General features: G+C 36.6%; 24 protein-coding genes. 23 read left to right on the top strand and 1 reads right to left on the bottom strand.

Annotated elements, in window-relative coordinates:
• Window positions 1–50 precede the first annotated feature (50 nt).
• Together LQV47_RS18820 and LQV47_RS18815 are read left to right on the top strand one after the other, a co-directional pair.
• Window positions 51–398 (top strand): VOC family protein, encoded by a 348-nt coding sequence (locus tag LQV47_RS18820; RefSeq protein ID WP_230040304.1) that lies wholly within the window; start codon window positions 51–53, stop codon window positions 396–398.
• 122 nt (window positions 399–520) lie between these two features.
• On the top strand, window positions 521–928 hold the full coding sequence (locus tag LQV47_RS18815; RefSeq protein ID WP_230040302.1) for a glyoxalase superfamily protein: 408 nt from the start codon (window positions 521–523) through the stop codon (window positions 926–928).
• Here LQV47_RS18815 and LQV47_RS18810 read toward each other — a convergent pair.
• The gene (locus tag LQV47_RS18810) at window positions 923–1,510 is read right to left on the bottom strand and encodes a peroxiredoxin family protein (protein WP_230040300.1); all 588 of its coding nucleotides are present in this window, start codon (window positions 1,508–1,510) and stop codon (window positions 923–925) included. The genes LQV47_RS18815 and LQV47_RS18810 overlap by 6 nt on opposite strands.
• Window positions 1,511–1,645: 135 nt before the next feature.
• Between LQV47_RS18810 and LQV47_RS18805 the strand changes: the two genes are divergently transcribed.
• From LQV47_RS18805 to gcvP, 21 genes are all read left to right on the top strand, one after another.
• Complete coding sequence (locus LQV47_RS18805; RefSeq protein WP_230040298.1) at window positions 1,646–2,851, top strand: DUF763 domain-containing protein; 1,206 nt, start codon at window positions 1,646–1,648, stop codon at window positions 2,849–2,851.
• A 396-nt stretch (window positions 2,852–3,247) separates the two neighbouring features.
• On the top strand, window positions 3,248–3,838 hold the full coding sequence (locus LQV47_RS18800; protein WP_230040296.1) for a Crp/Fnr family transcriptional regulator: 591 nt from the start codon (window positions 3,248–3,250) through the stop codon (window positions 3,836–3,838).
• Window positions 3,839–3,914: 76 nt separating this feature from the next.
• Window positions 3,915–4,325 carry a VOC family protein gene (locus LQV47_RS18795; RefSeq protein WP_230040294.1) on the top strand — a complete coding sequence of 137 codons (411 nt, stop codon included), beginning with the start codon at window positions 3,915–3,917 and terminating at the stop codon, window positions 4,323–4,325.
• 155 nt (window positions 4,326–4,480) lie between these two features.
• Window positions 4,481–4,897 (top strand): VOC family protein, encoded by a 417-nt coding sequence (locus tag LQV47_RS18790; protein ID WP_230040293.1) that lies wholly within the window; start codon window positions 4,481–4,483, stop codon window positions 4,895–4,897.
• Window positions 4,898–4,907: 10 nt separating this feature from the next.
• Window positions 4,908–5,369, top strand: a complete 462-nt coding sequence (locus LQV47_RS18785) for a DinB family protein (RefSeq protein ID WP_230040291.1) — start codon at window positions 4,908–4,910, stop codon at window positions 5,367–5,369.
• A 34-nt stretch (window positions 5,370–5,403) separates the two neighbouring features.
• Complete coding sequence (locus tag LQV47_RS18780; protein ID WP_230040289.1) at window positions 5,404–5,928, top strand: DinB family protein; 525 nt, start codon at window positions 5,404–5,406, stop codon at window positions 5,926–5,928.
• Between the two features lie 3 nt (window positions 5,929–5,931).
• Window positions 5,932–6,708, top strand: a complete 777-nt coding sequence (locus tag LQV47_RS18775) for an alpha/beta hydrolase (protein WP_230040287.1) — start codon at window positions 5,932–5,934, stop codon at window positions 6,706–6,708.
• Window positions 6,709–6,830: 122 nt separating this feature from the next.
• Window positions 6,831–7,262, top strand: a complete 432-nt coding sequence (locus LQV47_RS18770) for a VOC family protein (RefSeq protein ID WP_230040285.1) — start codon at window positions 6,831–6,833, stop codon at window positions 7,260–7,262.
• 78 nt (window positions 7,263–7,340) lie between these two features.
• Window positions 7,341–7,754: an SRPBCC family protein gene (locus tag LQV47_RS18765; protein ID WP_230040283.1), complete on the top strand. Its 414-nt coding sequence runs from the start codon at window positions 7,341–7,343 to the stop codon at window positions 7,752–7,754.
• Between the two features lie 35 nt (window positions 7,755–7,789).
• Window positions 7,790–8,029 (top strand): DNA-directed RNA polymerase subunit alpha C-terminal domain-containing protein, encoded by a 240-nt coding sequence (locus LQV47_RS18760; RefSeq protein ID WP_230040281.1) that lies wholly within the window; start codon window positions 7,790–7,792, stop codon window positions 8,027–8,029.
• A 207-nt stretch (window positions 8,030–8,236) separates the two neighbouring features.
• Window positions 8,237–9,103: a VOC family protein gene (locus tag LQV47_RS18755; protein WP_230040279.1), complete on the top strand. Its 867-nt coding sequence runs from the start codon at window positions 8,237–8,239 to the stop codon at window positions 9,101–9,103.
• 45 nt (window positions 9,104–9,148) lie between these two features.
• Window positions 9,149–9,982, top strand: a complete 834-nt coding sequence (locus LQV47_RS18750) for an SDR family oxidoreductase (protein WP_230040277.1) — start codon at window positions 9,149–9,151, stop codon at window positions 9,980–9,982.
• A gap of 62 nt (window positions 9,983–10,044) precedes the next feature.
• Complete coding sequence (locus LQV47_RS18745) at window positions 10,045–10,473, top strand: SRPBCC domain-containing protein (protein WP_230040276.1); 429 nt, start codon at window positions 10,045–10,047, stop codon at window positions 10,471–10,473.
• Window positions 10,474–10,529: 56 nt separating this feature from the next.
• Window positions 10,530–10,988, top strand: coding sequence for an SRPBCC domain-containing protein (locus LQV47_RS18740; RefSeq protein ID WP_230040274.1), 459 nt, complete (start codon window positions 10,530–10,532; stop codon window positions 10,986–10,988).
• A gap of 108 nt (window positions 10,989–11,096) precedes the next feature.
• Complete coding sequence (locus LQV47_RS18735; RefSeq protein WP_230040272.1) at window positions 11,097–11,555, top strand: hypothetical protein; 459 nt, start codon at window positions 11,097–11,099, stop codon at window positions 11,553–11,555.
• A 175-nt stretch (window positions 11,556–11,730) separates the two neighbouring features.
• Window positions 11,731–13,740 carry a S9 family peptidase gene (locus LQV47_RS18730; protein WP_230040270.1) on the top strand — a complete coding sequence of 670 codons (2,010 nt, stop codon included), beginning with the start codon at window positions 11,731–11,733 and terminating at the stop codon, window positions 13,738–13,740.
• A 1,446-nt stretch (window positions 13,741–15,186) separates the two neighbouring features.
• The gene (locus tag LQV47_RS18725) at window positions 15,187–15,741 is read left to right on the top strand and encodes a sigma-70 family RNA polymerase sigma factor (protein ID WP_230040268.1); all 555 of its coding nucleotides are present in this window, start codon (window positions 15,187–15,189) and stop codon (window positions 15,739–15,741) included.
• Window positions 15,742–15,752: 11 nt separating this feature from the next.
• Window positions 15,753–16,085, top strand: a complete 333-nt coding sequence (locus LQV47_RS18720; protein WP_230040266.1) for a hypothetical protein — start codon at window positions 15,753–15,755, stop codon at window positions 16,083–16,085.
• A 90-nt stretch (window positions 16,086–16,175) separates the two neighbouring features.
• A complete protein-coding gene (locus tag LQV47_RS18715; RefSeq protein ID WP_230040264.1) occupies window positions 16,176–16,433 on the top strand; it encodes a hypothetical protein in 258 nt (85 codons plus the stop codon).
• Between the two features lie 356 nt (window positions 16,434–16,789).
• Window positions 16,790–17,437, top strand: a complete 648-nt coding sequence (locus LQV47_RS18710; RefSeq protein ID WP_230040262.1) for a DnaJ domain-containing protein — start codon at window positions 16,790–16,792, stop codon at window positions 17,435–17,437.
• Window positions 17,438–18,071: 634 nt separating this feature from the next.
• A complete protein-coding gene (gcvP, locus tag LQV47_RS18705) occupies window positions 18,072–20,930 on the top strand; it encodes an aminomethyl-transferring glycine dehydrogenase (RefSeq protein ID WP_230040255.1) in 2,859 nt (952 codons plus the stop codon).
• Window positions 20,931–21,129 lie beyond the last annotated feature (199 nt).

Below are 21,129 nucleotides of genomic sequence, written 5' to 3'. Positions count from 1 at the left end.
AACCCTGTGGAATTTTATGTAATTTCACAGGGCTTTTTAAATGATACAGTATGGTCAAAAGAATCGTAGTCAACATAAAAACAGATGATCTGTCAAAAGCCAGTCATTTTTATCAGGATATTTTAGAACTTGATGTTTTGATGGATCATGGCTGGATCAAAACTCTAGGAAATAAAGAAGAGGCAAAAGTTCAGATCAGTTTTGCTGAACAGGGCGGAAATAACACGGAAGTTCCGGATTTATCCATTGAAGTAGATAATGTGAATGAAATTTATGATAAAATGAAGCAGGCAGACTTTGAAATTACCTATGAAATCACCAATGAAGATTGGGGAGTCCGTAGATTCTTTGTAAAAGATCCGTTTGGAAAACTGATTAACATCCTTTCTCACCAATAAAACATATCATTCAATAGGAGCGGACTTTAGTCCGCTTTCATAAAAATAGAGCATCATTTGGCTTTAGCCAAAACTTAAAAATAATTTCCAAAATCCACATAAATATTTAATTAATTTATATAATGAATGCAAAACAGGTCATTCCTATTCTCAGAATTTTTGATTATCAGAAAACCCTGGAATTTTACATCGGTTGGATGGGCTTTGAAATCGTATGGGAACATCATTTTGAAGAAAATACACCCGTTTATATGGAGGTGAAAAAAGACAATATTATTCTTCATCTGAGTGAACATCATGGGGACGGAACTCCGGGAACCAATGTTTTTATCTGGGGAGAAGGAGTGCCCGAATACCACAAAGAACTACTCGGTAAAAATTACAAATACAATCGTCCGGGCCTTGAAAAGACCTTTTACAATGCCATTTCTTTTACCGTTAATGATCCGTTTGGAAACAAAATTATTTTTAATGAAGAGTTTGATGAAGAAAAGCATGGGGATTTGAAGCTTTACTCAAATGACCTATAGCTCTTTTGGAGCACTCTTAATACTGTCTAACTTTCGTATAAGCTCTTCATCTGTAGCTCCTCCACAACTGGAATGGATCACTTTTCCATTTGAGTTAATCAGTATTTTAGCCGGAGTACAGTAGATATTATATTTCAGTTGTTCCGGTTTGCCTGGAGATTGCGTATTATCTATTTGTTCAAACGGAAAATGGGCATCATGAAAGATCTGTTGAAGTTCCTTATCTGTATCCACTAGCCCCTCTACAATCCCTATAACTCCTACATGGTCTTTGTAACGGGCATGAATTCCATTAAAATCATCCACCATATTATAACTGGCCTGAGGATCTTTTTTAAGAAAGGTTTTACTGTAAATGAAGATCAGGAGGTTTTTCCCTTGATAATCCTTTGAGTTGAACGAATGACCATTAATTGTTTTAGCTGAAAAATACTTGGGTTGAGCTGCCTGAAAGAAATCTAACCTGTTTTTTATCCATTCCTCTCTCATTTTTTGAAGATCTTCCGTATTGGTTGACTCTTCTTTTTTACTTTGGCAGGCCGATAACAGGATTACAGATAGGAAAAGTAAAAGTTTTTTCATAATAATTTGTTGGTATTGGAGATATACAAAAATCACAAAAAAAATAGGAATAAACAATTTTTTATCCCTTATTTAAAGTTGATTCAAATCATGACCCATTTAGAATATTAAAACTAACTTTGTTTTTTAATCAAAATGAAACGTTCAGGAACAGCAGATCTACCACTTCACTATGGCAAAGTACCGTCATGGCTATACGAGCGGATGTCTGTATTGGGGCTTTCCATTATTGAAGTGATCCTGATGGATTATGGTAAAGATGAAGTTCTCCGCCGTTTGGCAGACCCGTTCTGGTTTCAAAGTTTTGGAGCGGTGATGGGGATGGACTGGCATTCTTCGGGAATTACCACTTCTGTTATGGGAGCCTTGAAACGTTCTATTAATCCCAATTCCCAATCCCTGGGACTTTATATCTGTGGAGGCAAGGGTAAACTATCAAGAGAAACTCCCTCCGAGCTGATCCGTATTGCCGATAAAACAGGTCTGAATGGAACAGAGCTGGTAAGAGCCAGTAGACTTTCAGCAAAGGTTGACAATACTGCTATACAGGATGGATACCAGCTATACCTGCATAATTTTGTGCTTTCAGATAACGGAAACTGGAGTGTGATCCAGCAGGGAATGCACGAGTCTGACGGAACGGCAAGACGCTACCATTGGCATTCGGAAAATGTAAAATCATTTGTAGAAGAACCCCATACTGGAATTAATGGTATTTCAAGAGGGAAAATCCTTAATCTTACCGATTCCGAAGCTGCAGGAAACAGGAAAGGAATCCTTGATATTTCCCATACCGACTCTATAGATGTGATGAAAGACTTTTCAAGATTAATTCTTCCTGCCCATCATGATGTACGGGCTTCTGATGTAGATTTGAAGCGATTGGGAGCGCTTTTATATATTACCCGTGAACAGCAGCCACAAAATTTTGAAGACTTGCTGATGCTGGAAGGTGTTGGCCCGAGAACTATGCAGTCATTAGCATTGGTAAGTGAGGTGATTCATGGGGCACCGGCAAGATTTGCTGATCCTGCAAGGTTTTCTTTTGCGCACGGAGGTAAAGACGGTCATCCTTTTCCAGTACCTACAAAAACGTACGACGAAAGCATTGGTATTCTTAGAAAAGGAATAGAAAAGTCAAAGCTTGGAAATTCAGATAAATTAAATTCTTTACACAAGCTGCATCAGATTGTAGCATCAGCTGAAAAAGATTTTACTCCCGATTTTGATATTCAGCAGGTTATTGAAGAAGAACGACAAAACTCGTGGCGTTTTGGAGGAAAAACAGTTTTTGGAGACGCTCAAAAACCAAGCAAACCGATTCAGCTGTCTTTATTTTAAGACATAAACCTCTCTTCTGAAGTTTAAAAAAGAACTCAATGATAAAACTGTCTGTTTTAGCTAAAGGCCTAAAGGTGGATTTATATATCTGCGAACGGCCTGTTTGTATTAAACTTTAATAATACCTTTATCCAAATACTTTTATACCACGCCCCATAAGAGTATAACCATTTCCCTACTCTGGAGGGGTGTCAAATCAACGATTTGACGGGGTGGTTAATTTGACGGGGTGATTTATAACAATCAAAACATTTGTTTAATTATTAGTTATAGCTGATTGTCTTTGATTTCAATATGATATATTGATTTTTATGAATGATTTTCTTATTTGTTTAATATTTATATCTTTATTTGAATTAAAAATTTTATTTTTAAAATCTTAAAAAAAATGACCTGATGACTAATAAAGCCTTAGAAACATGCTATGATTTTCCTTTTTTTCTTCATGAAGAGCTTGAAGAAATATTTCAGGCTCACGAAAAAAAGACATTTCAAAAAGGAGACTTTATGCTGGAAGAAGGAAAAACAGCCAATGAATATTATATTTTAGACAGTGGACTGGCACGTTCATTTGTTAATGATTTCAACGGGAATGAAGTGACGACACATTTTTTTGTAGAGAATGAAGTTATTATTGAGGTTTTATCATTGTTTCAGAGAATACCGTCTCAGGAAAACATTGTCTGTATTACAGATTGTGAATGCTGGAGGCTTGATTACGATACTTTTCAGGATTTATTCCATAAAATTCCAAACCTCAGGGAATGGGGAAGATCCTGGATGTCTAAAGAGCTTTTTGACTATAAACAGCGGTCTGTAGAAATGTTTACCCTTTCCGCTACCAGAAGGTACCTGAATTTGCTGGAACAAAAATCAAAAGTCATACAGTTTGCTCCGTTAAAGCAGATTGCTTCCTACCTTGGGGTTACAGATACTTCTTTAAGCCGTATTCGTAAAGAATTGGTTTCCCATCCCAAGAAAAATTAAATCTTGCCTTATGGCAAGTTGATTTTCATCATACCTTGGTAATTTTGGTTAAAAGTTTAACACTAAAAATTACAAAATGAAAGTCAATCAAATTTATGTTAACCTTCCGGTTAAAGACATACAGAAAACAAGAGAATTCTGGACTACCCTTGGTTTTGAAATTAACGAACAGTTTTCAGATGATAAGGCAGTATGCATTGTAATGAAGGATGACAATATCTATGTCATGTTCCTGAAAGAAGATTACTTCCAGACTTTTACCAATAAGCCTGTTGCCAAAGAGAATACAAGCCAGGTTCTTGTTGCCATTGGACTCAACAGCCGTGAAGAAGTTGATAAGGTGGTCAATACTGCCTTGCAAAATGGATGCACACAACATGAGGAACCTCAGGATTACGGATGGATGTATCAAAATTCTTTTTGGGACTTGGATGGACATGGCTGGAATATAACCTACGCCGATATTTCTCAAATGCCTGCTGAATAGCATAGAGCACCTAGTGAACATCACTGTCATAAAGTGCTTCTTATTCAAATTTAACAGATGTTTATTTTCAAATAAATTAAATCTTGCCTTATGCCACGGTAGTTTTATTAAACCTTGGTCATTTAGGTTACAAGTTCAACACTAAAAATTACAAAATGACAATTAACCAGATTTATGTCAATTTACCTGTAAAAGACGTACAAAAAACCAGAGAATTCTGGACGAAGCTTGGCTTTTCTATAAATGAACAGTTTTCGAATGAACAGGCAATATGTGTAGTCATGCGGGAGGATCATATTTACACCATGTTTCTGAAAGAAGAATTTTTTCAAACATTTACGAACAGGCCTTTTGCCAAAGGAGATACTACACAAGTGCTTCTTGCAATAGGTGTAAACAATCGGGATGAGGTAGATCATATGGTAAAAACAGCTATTGAAAACGGGGGTTCAACATATAGTGAACCGATCGATCACGGATGGATGTATCAAAGTGCTTTTGCAGATATTGATGGGCATCAGTGGGAAGTGATGTATGGAGACCTCTCACAACTACCTGCAGACCAATCATAATACTTATCTTATGGAAACTATATCAAACGGAATAGACTTCGTGAAAAACCAAGTGACCAGTAATTATAAGGTGATCTCTTTAAATATAGAGGGTATCACGCATGACGAATCTATGGTTTTTCCCAATGGTGAGGCTAATTCTATGAATTGGATCCTCGGACACTTAATTTACATAAGGAACGCTTTTCTGAATATCCTGGGTGAAGAATCTGTTTGGGACGGAGAGAAATTCTCCTGCTACAACAGAGGAGAAATTCCATTGGAGCGGAAAGCTGAATTTGTAAATTTTGAAGAACTAAAATCTTACCTGAAGAAATCTCAGGATCTACTGGAAGCAAAACTTAACACCCTCGAAAGCTTTAATCCCGAAAACAGGACAGATATTTCAATGCTTTGCTTTCATGAAATTTACCACAGCGGACAGCTCGGTTACCTGCGCAGAATCCTGGGGAAACCGGGAGCGATAAAGTAAGGTTTAAAAATATAATCCATAAAAAAATAAAAAAATGGACACACCAAAATCAAAAAAATTGGAAATTATTATTCCTGCCTACAGAATGCATACCCAAAGCTTTATGAATGTTTTGGATGGCATTTCGGAAGAAGATGCATTGAAAAGAATTGAAAATAAAACCAATCATATCGTATGGATGGCAGGAAACTTCGTGAATATGAGGTATGGTTTGGGCTGGGTATTGGGACTGCAGGATCAGGATCCTAATAATGATCTTTTTTTTCAGGGAAAGGCTTTGGATGAAAGCAGCAAATATCCAACTTTAGCTGAACTACAGAAAAACTTTCACGATATCTCTTCAAAAGTATACCAGAGATTATGGGAGGTAACGGATGAGGAACTGGATGAAATATTTGAAATGGGGATGAATATTCCTTTTATCAAAGAAAATAAACTCAATTTTGTCGGAATGTGCATTGGGCGTGAAGATTATCTGTGCGGACAGATCGGGCTGATGCGTAAAATTTTAGGCTATCCGGGAATGAAATATGATGTGGACGAAAATATAAAATACTAACTTATGAATCCGGTAGAAAAGGGCTATAAACAAGTCAATGGAATTCAGATGTATTATGAAATGTATGGTGCAGGAAAACCTTTGGTATTGATTCACGGTGGAGGTTCTTCTTTTCTGTTTGATTACAAAGAAGCCATTGCAAGACTGGAAAATAAATTTCAGCTGATTGGAATTGATCTTCAGAATCACGGGAGAAGTGAGCACCGGGATATTCCTGAAACATTTGAGCAGGATGCACGCGATGTTGCTGCTCTTTTATCAGAAATCAATATAAAAAAAGCTTCATTTTGGGGGTTCAGCAACGGTGGAAATACCGTTTTACAAATTGCTCATCTTTTTCCGGATATTGTAGAAAAACTGGTGGTGGCTTCAGCATTTTATAAAAGATCAGGAATGATTGATGGCTTTTTTGAAGGAATGCAGGAGGCTACTTTTGACACCATGCCGGAACCCTTTAAAATTAACTTTTTAAACTTAAATCCTGATTTCTCAAAGCTTGAAAACCTCTTTGACAAAGACTGTAAAAGGATGCAGACTTTTGAAGATTGGGATGATGAGGTACTGGCTTCTATTGCGTCACCTGCATTGTTTATCAGCGGTGACAAAGATGTCATGAAACCCGAACATACAGTTGCTATGTGGAGGCTGGTAAAAAATTCACAATTAATGATACTTCCCGCAACACATGGTACTTATATGATGGCCGATTTCGATGGAAGTATAGATACTCACTTAATAGATTTCACGGTAAAAGAAATAGAAAATTTTTTAAATAAATAAAATACAGCTAGTACAGGTTTTAAAAGTAACACCAATGCTTTACATCATCGTTGTGTTATTTGTGAACTTCATTTGTGCTATTTGTGTTTAACAATAATCTTAACAATTTAAAATTAAAAATCATGGCAAAATTAAATCCGTACTTAAATTTTGATGGAACAGCAGAAGAAGCGTTCAATTTTTACAAATCTGTCTTTGGAGGAGAATTTCAGGGTGAAATCCACAAGATGGGGAATGCTCCGGGTACTGAAAACCTTTCAGATGAGGAAAAAAACAGAGTAATGCACGTAGCACTGCCTATCGGAAATGACCTTTTAATGGCTTCAGATATCGTTCCCGGATTCGGACAGACGCTGACGGTAGGAAATAATAATTATGTTTCTATTTTTCCGGAATCAAAAGACGAAGCTGAAAGACTTTTTAAAGGACTTTCAGAAGGTGGAAATATAGAAATGCCCCTTGAAGATCAGTTTTGGGGAGACTATTTTGGGAGTTTTCAGGATAAATATGGAGTTCATTGGATGGTGAACTATAACGATGGATACACAAAATAATCTTATATTTAACTTATTATAAATAAAGGGCACTCATTTTTTGAGGAGCCCTTTACCTAATCACTTAAAAATAGAACTATGGATCCAATTACAATAGACATTACAATTTTAGCACCGGTAGAAAAGGTCTGGAATTATTTCAATGAACCTAAGCATATTACAAAATGGAATTTTGCCCATGAAAGCTGGCAGTGTCCAAGTGCTGAAAATGACCTGAAAGTAGGAGGGAAGTTTAAGACCAGAATGGAAGCTAAGGATAAAAGTTTTGGATTTGATTTTGAAGGTGTATATGATGAGGTTATTCCTAACCAAAAAATACAATACCATATTGCGGACGGAAGAAAAGTAGAGGTGATCTTTGATAAAGTAGATGAAAATACAACAAAGGTTACTGAAATTTTCGATCCTGAAAAGCAAAACTCTGTGGAAATGCAAAGAGAAGGCTGGTATGCTATTCTCAATAATTTCCATAAATATGTTGAGAATCATTAAAAACATTTTTTACAGCCATGATCAATTTAGTTATCATGTCAAAGAGTTTAAACTCTATATACACTATTAATTATGATCCTAAAGAAGATTTTCTTCATGGAGTGATTGCCATACCTGCAAGAAGAGCTTTGGAGAAGGAGAAAATAGATTCCCTGGAGAAGCTGTCGGATTATTCTGAAAAAGAAATTATGCAGATGCATGGTTTTGGGAAGAATACCATGGAAAAATTAAAGAATCATATGAAAGAGAACCAGATGTTTTTCAAGGAAATATAAAGTGTAAAACTACAGGAATTTTTGCTGTCTCGGTGCAAAAAAGCAAGATCATTCTTGTGAATGCAGAGACATAATTTCCTTTATCATATATTTCCTTTCCAGGCTAAAGATCGGAACTCTGTACACTTTGCCCGACAGTAAAGTAAAAGCAATTAAATAAGAAAAATAATCAGAAAACTATATCAATCTATTTTAAAATCTAAACTTATGAATAAAGATATTTTCCCGTGTCTCTGGTATGACGGAGATGCAAAGCAGTCCGCAGAATTTTATTGCAAAGTTTTTGATGGTGAGATTACGGCAGATACTCCTGTTGTAATAAATGTTGACCTCTTCGGGCAGCGGATAATGCTTCTGAACGGTGGCCCGCAATTCAAGAAAAACCCCTCCATTTCTTTTATGGTGATTTGCGAAACAGAAGATGAAGTTCAGAAATACTGGGATCAGTTATTGGAAGGAGGAATAGCACTAATGGAGCTGGGATCTTATTCGTGGAGCAAAAAATATGGCTGGGTTCAGGATAAGTTTGGAGTAACCTGGCAGATATTGCTTGGCGAAAAGGGAATTGATCAGAAAATAGTTCCCACACTCATGTTTATCCATCAGAATAATGGCAAAGCTAAAGAAGCGATGGAACTTTACACACAGACGTTTCCCAATTCAAAGATTGGAAATATACTGAAATACGGAGATGGAGGAGAAGGACACGGTATAGCAGAACCTGCTGAAAATGTTCAGCATGCCCAGTTTAGCATAGATCATTACAACGTGTATTGCATGGATAATTCTTATGACCATCAGTTTGACTTTAACGAAGGGATCTCCATGGTAGTAATGACGGATGATCAGGAGCAGACGGATCATTACTGGAATGCTTTAACTTCAAACGGAGGCCGAGAAAGTATGTGTGGCTGGCTGAAAGATAAATATGGTCTGAGCTGGCAGATTGTTCCTAAAAGATTAATCCAGTTAATGAATGATTCTGATCAGGAAAAAGCTTCTAAAGTAGTTCAGGCGATGATGAAAATGCAAAAAATTACTATACAGGATCTGGAGGAAGCTTATAATTCCTAAAAGTTTTCGGCTTACTGTTTGATGTGATTTAGGAAAGATTTGCTTATGAAAACACAGAACAAGTCAAAGTCTAAATCAAAAGTCCCTGAAGAAGGACTGTTTCCCGAAATTATCCGGAATGATTATCTGGGAAGCCGGAAATTATTTGAAAAAAAGACGGTGATCTCAGGAGGAGACAGCGGAATAGGGCAGGCTGTAGCCGTTCACTTTGCCAGAGAGGGTGCGGATGTTGCAGTGATCTATAAAGAAAGTGATGACGATGCAAAAGAAACCAAAAGGCTGGTTGAAGAAGAAGGGCGGCAATGTATTTTAATGAAAGGAGATTTAACCCAAAAGGCTTTCAGGACAAAATGTGCAGAGAAGATCAGATCTGAATGGAAAAGTCTGGATATCCTTATTAATAATGCCGGAATTCATACCTCAAAAAGCAGTCTGGAAAAGATTACCGATGAGCAGATTCAGGAAACATTTAATACGAATATTCTTTCTATGATTTCCCTGACGAGAAATTTCCTTCCACTGATCAGGAAAGGTGGCCGGATCATATGTACAACCTCTGTTACCGCATACAGGGGAAGTGACCATTTGATAGATTATGCGGCTACAAAAGGAGCTGTGCTCGCTTTTATCCGTTCACTGGCTGATAATCTTGCTGAAAAAGAAATTCTGGTCAATGGGATTGCTCCCGGCCCCATATGGACACCTTTAGTGAAAGAAGCCTTTAGTGACCTTTCCACATTCGGAAAAGATACCCCTCTGAAAAGAGCGGGACAGCCTTCAGAGGTAGCACCTGCTTATGTATTTTTAGCTTCTAAAGATGCAAGCTATATTACGGGGGAGGTGATCCACATTAATGGAGGTGATTTTGTGGGAGGCTAGAAATTACAGACTGAAAGCTTCGGATATTGATACCGTCACCTAATTACAATAAATAAAATACTATGGAAAAGTTATCATACGAAATCGAGATTAATGCAGAACCGGAAAAAGTATGGAGTGTCCTTTGGGGAGATATTACGTACAGGCAGTGGACAACAGCCTTTACAGAAGGCTCCTTTTATGAAGGAACACTGGAAGAAAATAATATTATAAAATTCTATGATCCCAAGCTCAACGGAATGTACAGCAGGGTAGAAAAAATAATACCTAATGAGGAAATAAAGTTTCTGCATCTGGGAGAAATTTATGAAGGTGTTGAAGTTGCTCAGAACTGGGGTGATGCAACAGAATCTTATTTCCTTGAGGAAGTGGAAGACGGAACCTTACTGATTGTAAAAATTCAGACTCCGGCAGAATTTAAAGACTTTTTTGAAGAAAAATTTCCAAAGGCATTAAACATTGTGAAACATCTTTCAGAAAACCAGCTTTAGACAGAAATTGACTGTATAAACAATCCATGATCAAAACCAATCACAAAAATTAAAATATGGAAACCCTATCGTATGAAACAATAATAGATGCTCCCAAGCAAAAAGTTTGGGACATCCTTTGGAACCCTGATACCTATAGCGAATGGACCAAATATTTTGGACCATCATCTACTATGAAATCCGACTGGAAAGTTGGTGGAAAAACATATTTTCTTAATGACAAAGGAGAAGGCATGGTTTCTACCATAGATAGCCTGGAAGAGCCTAATCAGATCGTATTTAAACACCTGGGAATGGTAGATAAAGACGGTAATGAGGATACCCAAAGCAAGGAAGTAATGGAGTGGAACGGGGCCTTTGAAAAATATTTTCTAATCGATTTTGGTGGAAAAACAAAGCTTCATGCAGAAGTACAGGTAGAAAAAGAATGGGAAGACCACATGAATACAGGCTTTACAAAAGGCCTGATGACCGTGAAAAACCTGGCTGAAGGAGTAAATCGTGACTCCGTATAGAATAAATAATGAATAATTAATATGTATAAACTATAGATTTAGGCTGTAGATCATCAAAAAGTTGTAATTTCCCTGATCTCTGCAGCCTATTATCTGCAATCTAAAAGTATGAAGTTACTAACAATCCTTTTCGGCACATTTATTCTCGCGTTATTGGGAACGATGATCTTTCAGGGGAAACCGGATTTTTTATTTTCAGGAAACCTCGGAATGGCTGTTTTCATCATTTTTACAGGGTTATCACATTTTAAATTTCAAAAAGGAATGGCCCTGATGATCCCGGAATTTATTCCCGGACGAATGTTTTGGGTATATTTCACCGGGGTGTTGGAAATTGCAGCAGGAATAGGATTGATGATCCCGGCTATAAGGGAAATTACAGCGGTTTTACTGATTGTTTTTTATGTATTAGTATTTATAGCCAATATCAATTCTTCAAGAAAGAAAATTAATATTTTTAAGGCAGATTATACGGGCCCCGGGATGAGGTATCTGTATGTTCAGAGGATTCCAATGCAGATTATTTTAATTGCCTGGACATGGTATTTTGGAATTTATTTACACTAAATAGAATGACAGTCTTTTTTGACTGTTTTTTTTATTTATAAAATATTCTCTCAATTTTTGTTAAATAATGTAACGTTTTAGGGTTGTTGCATGTCTAATTGTAAAGAAGTGTTTATTCTTTTGTTGATTTAAAAGTGTAAATACAAAACATAGTTTTAACTTTAAAACATAAGTTATGAATCTAAATTCCAAAATTTTAACCACTGCCAATATTGTAATCTCAGCTATTATGATCCACGCACAAAGTACAACAGCCAAATTACCTGGTGATCCTACATTACCGTCTTCAAAAGCTAATCTGGAGAAACTTGTTTCTTATGATAAAGGAACCTTCAAATATAAAGTTGAAGATTACTTTGCAAGACCAAAAGCTTCGGCATTTAAAATCTCTCCTGATGGGAAATACCTTTCCTACAAAGAAAAAGATACGGATAAGAAAAATCACGTATACGTCAAAGAGCTCAGTACCGGAAAAATTACTAAAGCGATTGTAGAAAAAGATGATCTGATTAAAAACTATGGCTGGCTTAATAAAAGCCGTCTTTTTTATACCCAGGATAAAGGAGGAAATGAAAATATTCACCTGTATGCAGCCGATACTGACGGAGAGAATCTTAAAGATTTAACACCGTTTGAAGGAATAACACTGGGCACAATCAGACCTATAAAAGATACTGATTTTGTAGTGGTGACTATGAATAAAAATAATAAACAGATCTTTGAGCCCTATAAAATCAATTTTGTTACCGGAGAAATAACCCAATTGTACGAAAATAAGGATGTCAATAGCCCTATTGATGATTATATTTTCGACAAGGACGGAAATTTAAGAGGATATACGGTTCTGGAAAACGGGCTTACCACTAAGACCTACTATAAAGATTTACAAACAGGGAAATTCAACCTTCTGAAGTCAACAGATTGGTCCGATACATTCAGTATTATCAGGTTTAATGATAATTCTAAAAATAAAGATGAAGCGTATGTGGTAACCAATTTAGACAGTGACAAATCAAAAATCGTTTTATATGATCTAAAGAAAAATGCGGTAATCAAAGAGGTGTATTCTCATCCTGTATATGATGTAAACTCCATAAGTGTTGCCGGTAAAAACAGAAATTATGAACTGGACTATATCAGTTATAACGGGGTAAAAGGGGAAACCGTTCCTGTAAGTAAATTTTACAAGGAAATTGATGATAAACTAAAAGCTCAGTTTAAAGATAAAGAATTTGGAATTGTTTCTTCAGATGATAATAATGAAAAACTACTGGTTATTGTAGCAAGTGATAAACTCTACGGAACGTACTATGAATATGATACAAAATCCAAGGAATTAAAACTTCTTTATGACCTTATGCCGCAGCTTAAAGAAGAGGATATGGCAGAAATGAGACCTATTGAATTTAAAAGCAGAGACGGACTGACCATTCATGGATATATTACGTTACCTAAAGCCGCTTTGGAAGGTAAAAAAGTTCCTTTGGTTGTAAATCCTCACGGTGGTCCGCAAGGAATCAGAGATGACTGGGGATTCAACCCTGAGACTCAGTTGTTTGCCAGTAGAGGATATGCCACACTTCAGGTAAATTTCAGAATTTCCGGAGGCTATGGAAAGGGATTCCAGAAAGCCGGGTACAAACAGATTGGAAGAAAAGCAATGGATGATGTAGAAGACGGCGTGAAATATGCCATAAGCCAGGGATGGGTAGACAAAGATAAAGTGGCCATCTATGGAGGAAGCCATGGAGGCTATGCTACTTTAATGGGCTTGATTAAAACTCCTGATCTGTACGCTTGTGGAGTAGATTATGTAGGGGTATCCAATATCTTTACCTTCTTTGCTTCTTTTCCTGAATATTGGAAACCGTATAAAGAAATGGTAAAACAGATCTGGTATGATCTGGATAATCCTGAGGAAGCTAAAATCGCTAAGGAAGTTTCACCGGTGTACCAGATTGATAAAATTAAAAAGCCATTATTTGTGGTTCAGGGTGCTAATGACCCAAGAGTGAATATCAATGAATCTGACCAGATTGTTAAAGCAATGCGTGCTAAAGGATTCGAAGTTCCTTATATGGTAAAATATGATGAAGGACACGGATTTGGAAAAGAACCCAACAGGATAGAACTTTATAAGTCTATGTTAGGATTTTTTGCAGAAAACTTTAATAAAAGTAAATAAGAAGGATAACATTTTATAAGAAACGGAGAGCATTTAGCTCTCCGTTTTGCTGATATAAAGTCTATTTATAAGTACAGGTATAAAGTTGTTGACTAACGCTGTATTTGTCATTCCGCAGGAATCTAAACAGTGTTATTAAAAAAGAGCAGCTTAGAAGTGTAGGTTGGAATAAATGCAAAGGCGCAAGAAGATTGAATAACTAAATGTTTTAAGACGCAAGGCTTTTATCTGCGATAAGATTGTTCCAGAGATATTTGAATGTTTTCGGCTCCCTTTTGCTGTTGCAGTGTAGTATGTGTTTTCTATAATGGAGAGTACAGAATTTTTTGACTGGCGCTGTCTTTGTCATTCCGCAGGAATCTAACAGTGTTATTAAAAAAGAGCAGATTAGAAGTGTAGGTTGGAATAAGCGCAAAGGCGCAAGAAGATTGAATAACTAAATGTTTTAAGACGCAAGGCTTTTATCTGCGATAAAATTGTTCCAGAGGTATTTTCAATGTTTTCCGCTTCCTTTTGCTGTTGCAGTGTAGGATGTGTTTTCTATAAGGGAGAATACAGAATTTTTTGACTGACGTTGTCTTTGTCATTCCGCAGGAATCTAAACAGTGTTATTAAAAAAGAGCAGGTTAGAAGTGTAGGTTGGAATAAACGCAAAGGCGCAAGAAGATTGAATAACTAAATGTTTTAAGACGCAAGGATTTTATCGCAGATAAAATTGTTCCAGAGGTATTTTCAATGTTTTCCGCTTCCTTTTGCTGTTGCAGTGTAGGATGTGTTTTCTATAAGGGATAGTACAGAATTTTTTGACTGACGCTGTCTTTGTCATTCCGCAGGAATCTAAACAGTGTTATTAAAAAAGAGCAGGTTAGAAGTATAGGTTGGAATAAGCGCAAAGGCACAAGAAGATTGAATAACTAAATGTTTTAAGACGCAAGGATTTTATCTGCGATAAAATTGTTCCAGAGGTATTTTCAATGTTTTCCGCTTCCTTTCTATAATGGAGAGTACAGAATTTTTTGACTGACGCTGTCTTTGTCATTCCGCAGGAATCTAAACAGAGTTATTAAAAAAGAGCAGGTTAGAAGTGTAGGTTGGAATAAACGCAAAGGCGCAGGAAGATTGAATAACTAAATGTTTTAAGACGCAAGGCTTTTATCTGCGATAAAATTGAGTATGCCGGCAAATACCCCAGCCCTGATAGCAGTGGTTACCCCACAGCATGCAATGGCTCTTTTAAGAAAGCGCGAGCGCGAGGAGTATGAACGGATAGCAGGAAAGAGCTCCCCGAAATATGAGTAATGATTGGGCTGTAGGAAATATATTTTCTGAAATAAAATCTGATGGATAAAAGAAAAGTTGGATTTTAATAAAAATATTTTAAATTTATTAAAGTAAAACCAAAAGGATAGCCGTCTTGTCAGTATGGAGGTTGTCGAAAAAGTAACAATGCCACAGAAGGAGAAAGAAAGTATCATCTCACAAACCGTTTCAAACTACGGAGGGAAGCTGATGTCTTATATTCGTCCTAAAGTGAAAAACACGGAAGATGCAGAAGATATTCTGCAGGAAGTGTGGTATCAGTTCAGTAGCCTTACCAATCTTTCTGAGATTGTGAATGTAGGAGGCTGGCTGTACAGGGTGACGGCGAATAAAATAACAGACCGCTACCGGAAAAAGAAAACAGAAAATCTTGAAGATTTCGTCTATGAAGATGAAGACGGAAGCTTTTCCATCAAAGATATTTTATTGATGGATGATAGCGCAGGTCCTGAAGTGAAGATGTTTCAGGATGAAATTTGGAAAAAACTGTTTGAAGCACTTGATGAACTTCCCGAAAAACAAAGAATGGTCTACGTAGAAAATGAACTGAACGACAAAACCCTCCAGGAGATCGCCGATGAACAGGGTGAAAACATCAAAACCATCATCAGCAGGAAAAATTATGCTGTGAAGCATCTGAGAAACAGATTGAGAAGATTATACGAAGATTTAAAAAGTTAGAAAAAGAAATTATGAATCATAAACACAAAAAGGGCTGGATTTTTTTATTGTTATGTCCGCCATTGATCCTCTTAGCCGTTACATGGATTGTAATGATGCTTTGGAACTGCCTGCTTCCCGAAATTTTAGGGGTAAAAGCTATTACATTCTGGCAGGCCATGGGAATACTTATTTTAAGTAAGATTCTTTTCGGAGGTTTCCATTTTGGGAAAGGGATGAGAGATTTCAAGGAAAGAAAAATGAGAGAGAAAATGGAGGGGCTATCTCCTGAAGAAAGAGAAAAATTCAAGGAGGTCTGGAGAAATAAATGTTCCGGAGGATTCTTCAACAGAAACAACGAATAATTTAAAAATTTTAAGAAGTAGTAAAGTAAAATTAAAAATTCATTCGTCTATATAAAAAATAAGAAGTAGTAAAATTTAAAATTTAGAAAAATGAAAAATTCAGCATTAAAAGGAGCTCTTGGAGCACTAGCCGTTGTAGGCGTAGCACTCATTGCTAAAAAAGCGGTACAAAGAAAAAGATTTATCAAAGGTATTTTTGATGAATACGGAATCAAAGAAAAATCACCTTTCGGATTAGCAGATAAAATCAGAGAAATGAATGAAGAGGATTATCAGGAACTGAAAGGGAAATTCAAAAAGGAATTCAGTTCAAGATGCTGCAGAAAAGATAATACCTGCGAAGCATAATAGGTGAAATACTAAATTGAAATTGTTTAGTTCCGGCGCGGGAAGCAGAGCTTCCCGCGCCGGAACTTTTCGTTATGTAAACTAAGCCACAGATTGAATAGATTTAGCTGATCAGTTACAGTACAGCAATATGATTAGCCTGAAATTTTATCACAGATAATATCCTTGCGCCTTAAAAGTATACAGATTGTTGTGAAAAGACTTAGCGCTTTTGCGTTTCCAGCCTTCAACTGATAAAATAATATTGCGATTGTTTCGTCTTTGATTCACAATGATTTTAGATTCGGTCTTCCAACAAAATTTTACCGTAAACATCAAACACAAAGAAAAATAAATTCTTATTTTTGTACTGCTCAATGAAAGATTACTACTATTTTCTCGGTATATCACAGGAAGCTTCTGAAGAGGATATTAAAAAGGCCTACCGGAAGCTGTCTTTAAAGTATCATCCGGATAAAAATGATAATGACGATTTTTTTGCTGACCGTTTCCGTGAGATTCAGGAAGCCTATGAAACGTTGAGTGACTCTGCAAGAAGACATTCCTATGATCAGAATTTAGAAAGTCATCAAAGAAGCTTCAGGTATAATATTCCTCCTGCAATCAAAACTTTTTCGGCCAATAAAATTCATGCTAAAAAAGGAGAGGAGATTATCATCAGCTGGCAAACGATGAATGCAGATGTAGTGAAAGTATTGCCTTTTGGACTGGAAAAGCCGTATGGAGAAAGAATATTTAAGATTACGGAATTTAAAGATGGGAAATTCCAGCTTTTACTTCATGCCACAAATTCTCTTTTGCATAAAACCGTCGTTCAGGGAATTACGATTACGGAAGTTTTTGAAAATGATTCAGAAAAATTCAAAAACACGGTGGAAGAAATGTTTAAGCCACAACCAAGAACCAGGATAAACAAGTCTGGTCAGCCTAAAATTGTAATGTTGATTCTGGGAATAGTGATACTGGCAATTGCTGTATATATCTTAATAAAGAATTTCAGCTAATTTCTTATGCCATTTTCTTCCTTCCCGGACATTTTTTACATCTTTTACCCTTCTTGAATTTTTTACAGCAAGATTTCTTTTCACAGAACATCTCTTCATTCTGAAATGCATATACAGGTGCCAGAGGCGCTACTTTAAATGGAGTAATCATATTCATGTTGCAAATATATTAATTTAGAATAAATATAATTAATAAAATTTCATAATTTTCTAAAAACCTGATGAATAGCAGTGGATGCTCCTTTTTGGAGCTATAAATCAATCTGTTGAATTACATCAATTACATACTTTATTTTTCATATTTACCTATTGACTCTGCTTTTTTTAGATAAATTATAAATAATTCATAATGTAAAAATAGGATCATAATATGAGCTGGCATATTATAATATTTCAATGGATGCAGTACTGTTTTATTTGAAATAGAATTAACTGTATTTTTAAGTATTGTGTATAGAATAGCTATGTTTGTTATTTATAATGTGGTAAATAAGTGTTAATGTTATTAAAAGTAGCTTTCATTAAAGCAGTCAGGTATTTCTGTGAATGAGCATCCGTTGAATGCTGTTGTACAATCGTTCAAAAAATTGTAATTTTAGCCATCTTTTTTACAAACAAAATCTAATAAATAAAAATGAATACAGAACAGTTTGTGAGCCGTCACATTTCCCTTAATGAAGCCGATAAACAGGCGATGTTGGAAAAACTTGGCGTTTCTAGTATTGAAGAGTTAATTTCTCAAACCATTCCTTCTTCTATCCGCTTAGAGAAAGATCTTGAGATCTCGGAACCGCTTTCAGAATACGAAATGCTGAACCACTCGAAAGAATTGGCATCTAAAAACACTGATTTTACAAGTTACATTGGATTCGGATACCACAATACACTTTTACCATCAGCAATTCAGAGGAATATCTTTGAAAATCCAAGCTGGTATACGGCTTATACACCGTATCAGGCAGAGATTGCACAGGGAAGACTGGAAGCTCTTCTTAATTTCCAAACTGTAGTATGTGATCTTACAGGTTTTGGATTAGCAAATGCATCTCTATTGGACGAGTCTACTGCAGCTGCTGAAGCAATGCATATGTTCTTCAACAACAGGACGAAAGATCAGAAAAAAGCAGGAGCCAATAAGTTCTTTATTTCTGACCTTGTTCTTCCTCAAACAGTTTCTGTACTGAAAACAAAAGCTGAAGGACTGGAAATTGAAGTGGTAATCGGTGATCATAAAACGCATCAGTTTGACGAGACCTATTATGGTGTTTTATTACAGTATCCAGGTAAAAACGGAGTTGTTTTAGACTACACAGAAGATATCGTAAACTATAAAAAACTTGATCTTCAGGTAGCGGTTGCCTGTGACCCTATGGCTTTGGTTAAACTGAAGTCTCCGGCTGAGATGGGTGCTGACTGTGCGGTAGGAACTTCACAGAGATTCGGTATTCCATTAGGGTATGGAGGTCCTCACGCAGCATTCTTTGCTTGTAGAGAAGATTATAAAAGAGATATCCCGGGAAGAATTATCGGGGTTTCTCAGGATATGTACGGAAAACGTGCACTAAGAATGGCATTACAAACCAGAGAACAGCACATCAAGAGAGAAAGAGCAACTTCTAACATCTGTACTGCTCAGGTTCTATTGGCGGTAATGGCCGGAATGTATGCTGTATACCACGGTCCAAAAGGACTAAGCTATATTGCCGACCAGATCCACTTCAAGGCAAACGCTTTGAAAAACGGTCTTAAAGCATTAGGGTATGAAACCGTAGAAGAGCCGATCTTCGATACGGTAAAAATCACTATGAATGAAGATGAGAAAGGAAGATTGATGAGAATGATGCAGGATCATAGAATCAACCTTAATTACTTCACAGAAGATGTTGTTAGTATTGCGATCAACGAAAGTACAACATTGGAGAAATTAAATGATCTGATGGCTTCTTTTGCCCAGTTTAAAGATAAGCAGACTTTCAAATTAGAAATCAAAGAAGGATACAGTATTCCTGAAGAGAATTTAAGAAAAGACGAAATTCTTACGGAACAGGTCTTCAACAAATACCATACAGAGACAGAATTGATGCGTTATATCAAGCGTCTTGAGAGAAAAGATTTATCACTGACGCACTCAATGATCTCTTTAGGATCTTGTACGATGAAGCTGAACGCAGCAACGCAGATGTTACCGTTATCATGGGCAGATTGGGGTAGTGTACACCCATTTGTACCGGTAGATCAGGCAGGAGGTTACCAGAAAATGATCGCAGAACTTGAAAAAGATCTTGCTGAAATTACCGGTTTTGCCGGAACTTCATTGCAGCCTAACTCAGGAGCTCAGGGAGAATATGCAGGATTAATGGTAATCAGAGAATACCATATTTCAAGAGGAGATGCACACAGGAATGTAGTATTGATCCCGCAGTCTGCACACGGAACAAACCCAGCTTCTGCAGCAATGGCAGGAATGAAAATCGTAGTCGTTAAAAACCTTGAAAGCGGAGAAATCGACTTTGAAGATCTTAAAGCTAAAACAGAACAGCATTCAGCGAATTTATCAGCTGTAATGATCACTTATCCTTCTACATACGGATTCTTTGATGCCAACATTAAAGAAATTACCAACTTAATCCACGAACACGGAGGACAGGTATACATGGATGGTGCCAACATGAACGCTCAGGTAGGATTTACAAGTCCGGGAAACATCGGAGCAGATGTTTGCCACCTGAATCTTCACAAAACTTTCGCCATTCCACACGGAGGTGGAGGTCCTGGAGTAGGTCCTATCTGTGTGGCTAAACACCTGGTTCCTTTCCTTCCTTCTAATGCTAATATCAGAATTGGAGCTAAAGAAGCTATTGACGGCATTTCTGCAGCACCTTACGGTTCTGGATTGATCCTTAACATTTCTTATGCTTACATTAAAATGTTAGGAACAGACGGTCTGAAAAAAGCTACAGGACATGCTATCATGAACGCCAACTATCTTAAAGAGATCTTGGCAGCACATTTCCCTATTCTATATTCAAATGAACACGGAAGAGTAGCTCATGAGTGTATCGTAGATTTCCGTCAGTTCAAATCTTTAGGAATTGAAGTGGCTGATGTAGCGAAGAGATTGATGGATTATGGTTTCCATGCTCCTACCGTTTCTTTCCCTGTTGCAGGAACATTGATGATTGAGCCTACAGAATCTGAAAGCAAGTCTGAAATAGACCGTTTTGCAGAAGCGTTGATCTCTATCAAGAAAGAAATCGATGAGATTGCGAACGGAGAAGCGGATGCAGCGAACAACGTATTGAAAAATGCTCCGCATACAGAGCAGTTGGTGATCTCAGATTCCTGGGATAAGCCATACAGCAGAGAAAAGGCAGCTTATCCATTAGATTGGGTAAGAGACCACAAATTCTTCGCTTCTGTATCAAGAGTAGATGAAGCATACGGAGATAGAAATTTAGTATGTACTTGTGAGCCTATCGAAGCTTATATGTAATAGAATTTTTTCCAGATATAACAAATCCCTTTCGTAATGAGAGGGATTTTTGTTTTTTATTAATTTTTTGTGACAATACTGCTTTGTGTCCAGCATTCATAAATTTTCCCGTTTCTAAGCTTTAATATATCAGTTCCTTCGATCAAAAATTTATTTCCAATAATATCGTTTGGATATTCAGTTTTTTCCTGCGAAAATT

The sequence above is a fragment of the Chryseobacterium sp. Bi04 genome (genome assembly GCF_918698085.1).
Taxonomy (GTDB): Bacteria; Bacteroidota; Bacteroidia; order Flavobacteriales; family Weeksellaceae; genus Chryseobacterium.
This window is presented reverse-complemented; position numbering and strand designations above follow the sequence as displayed.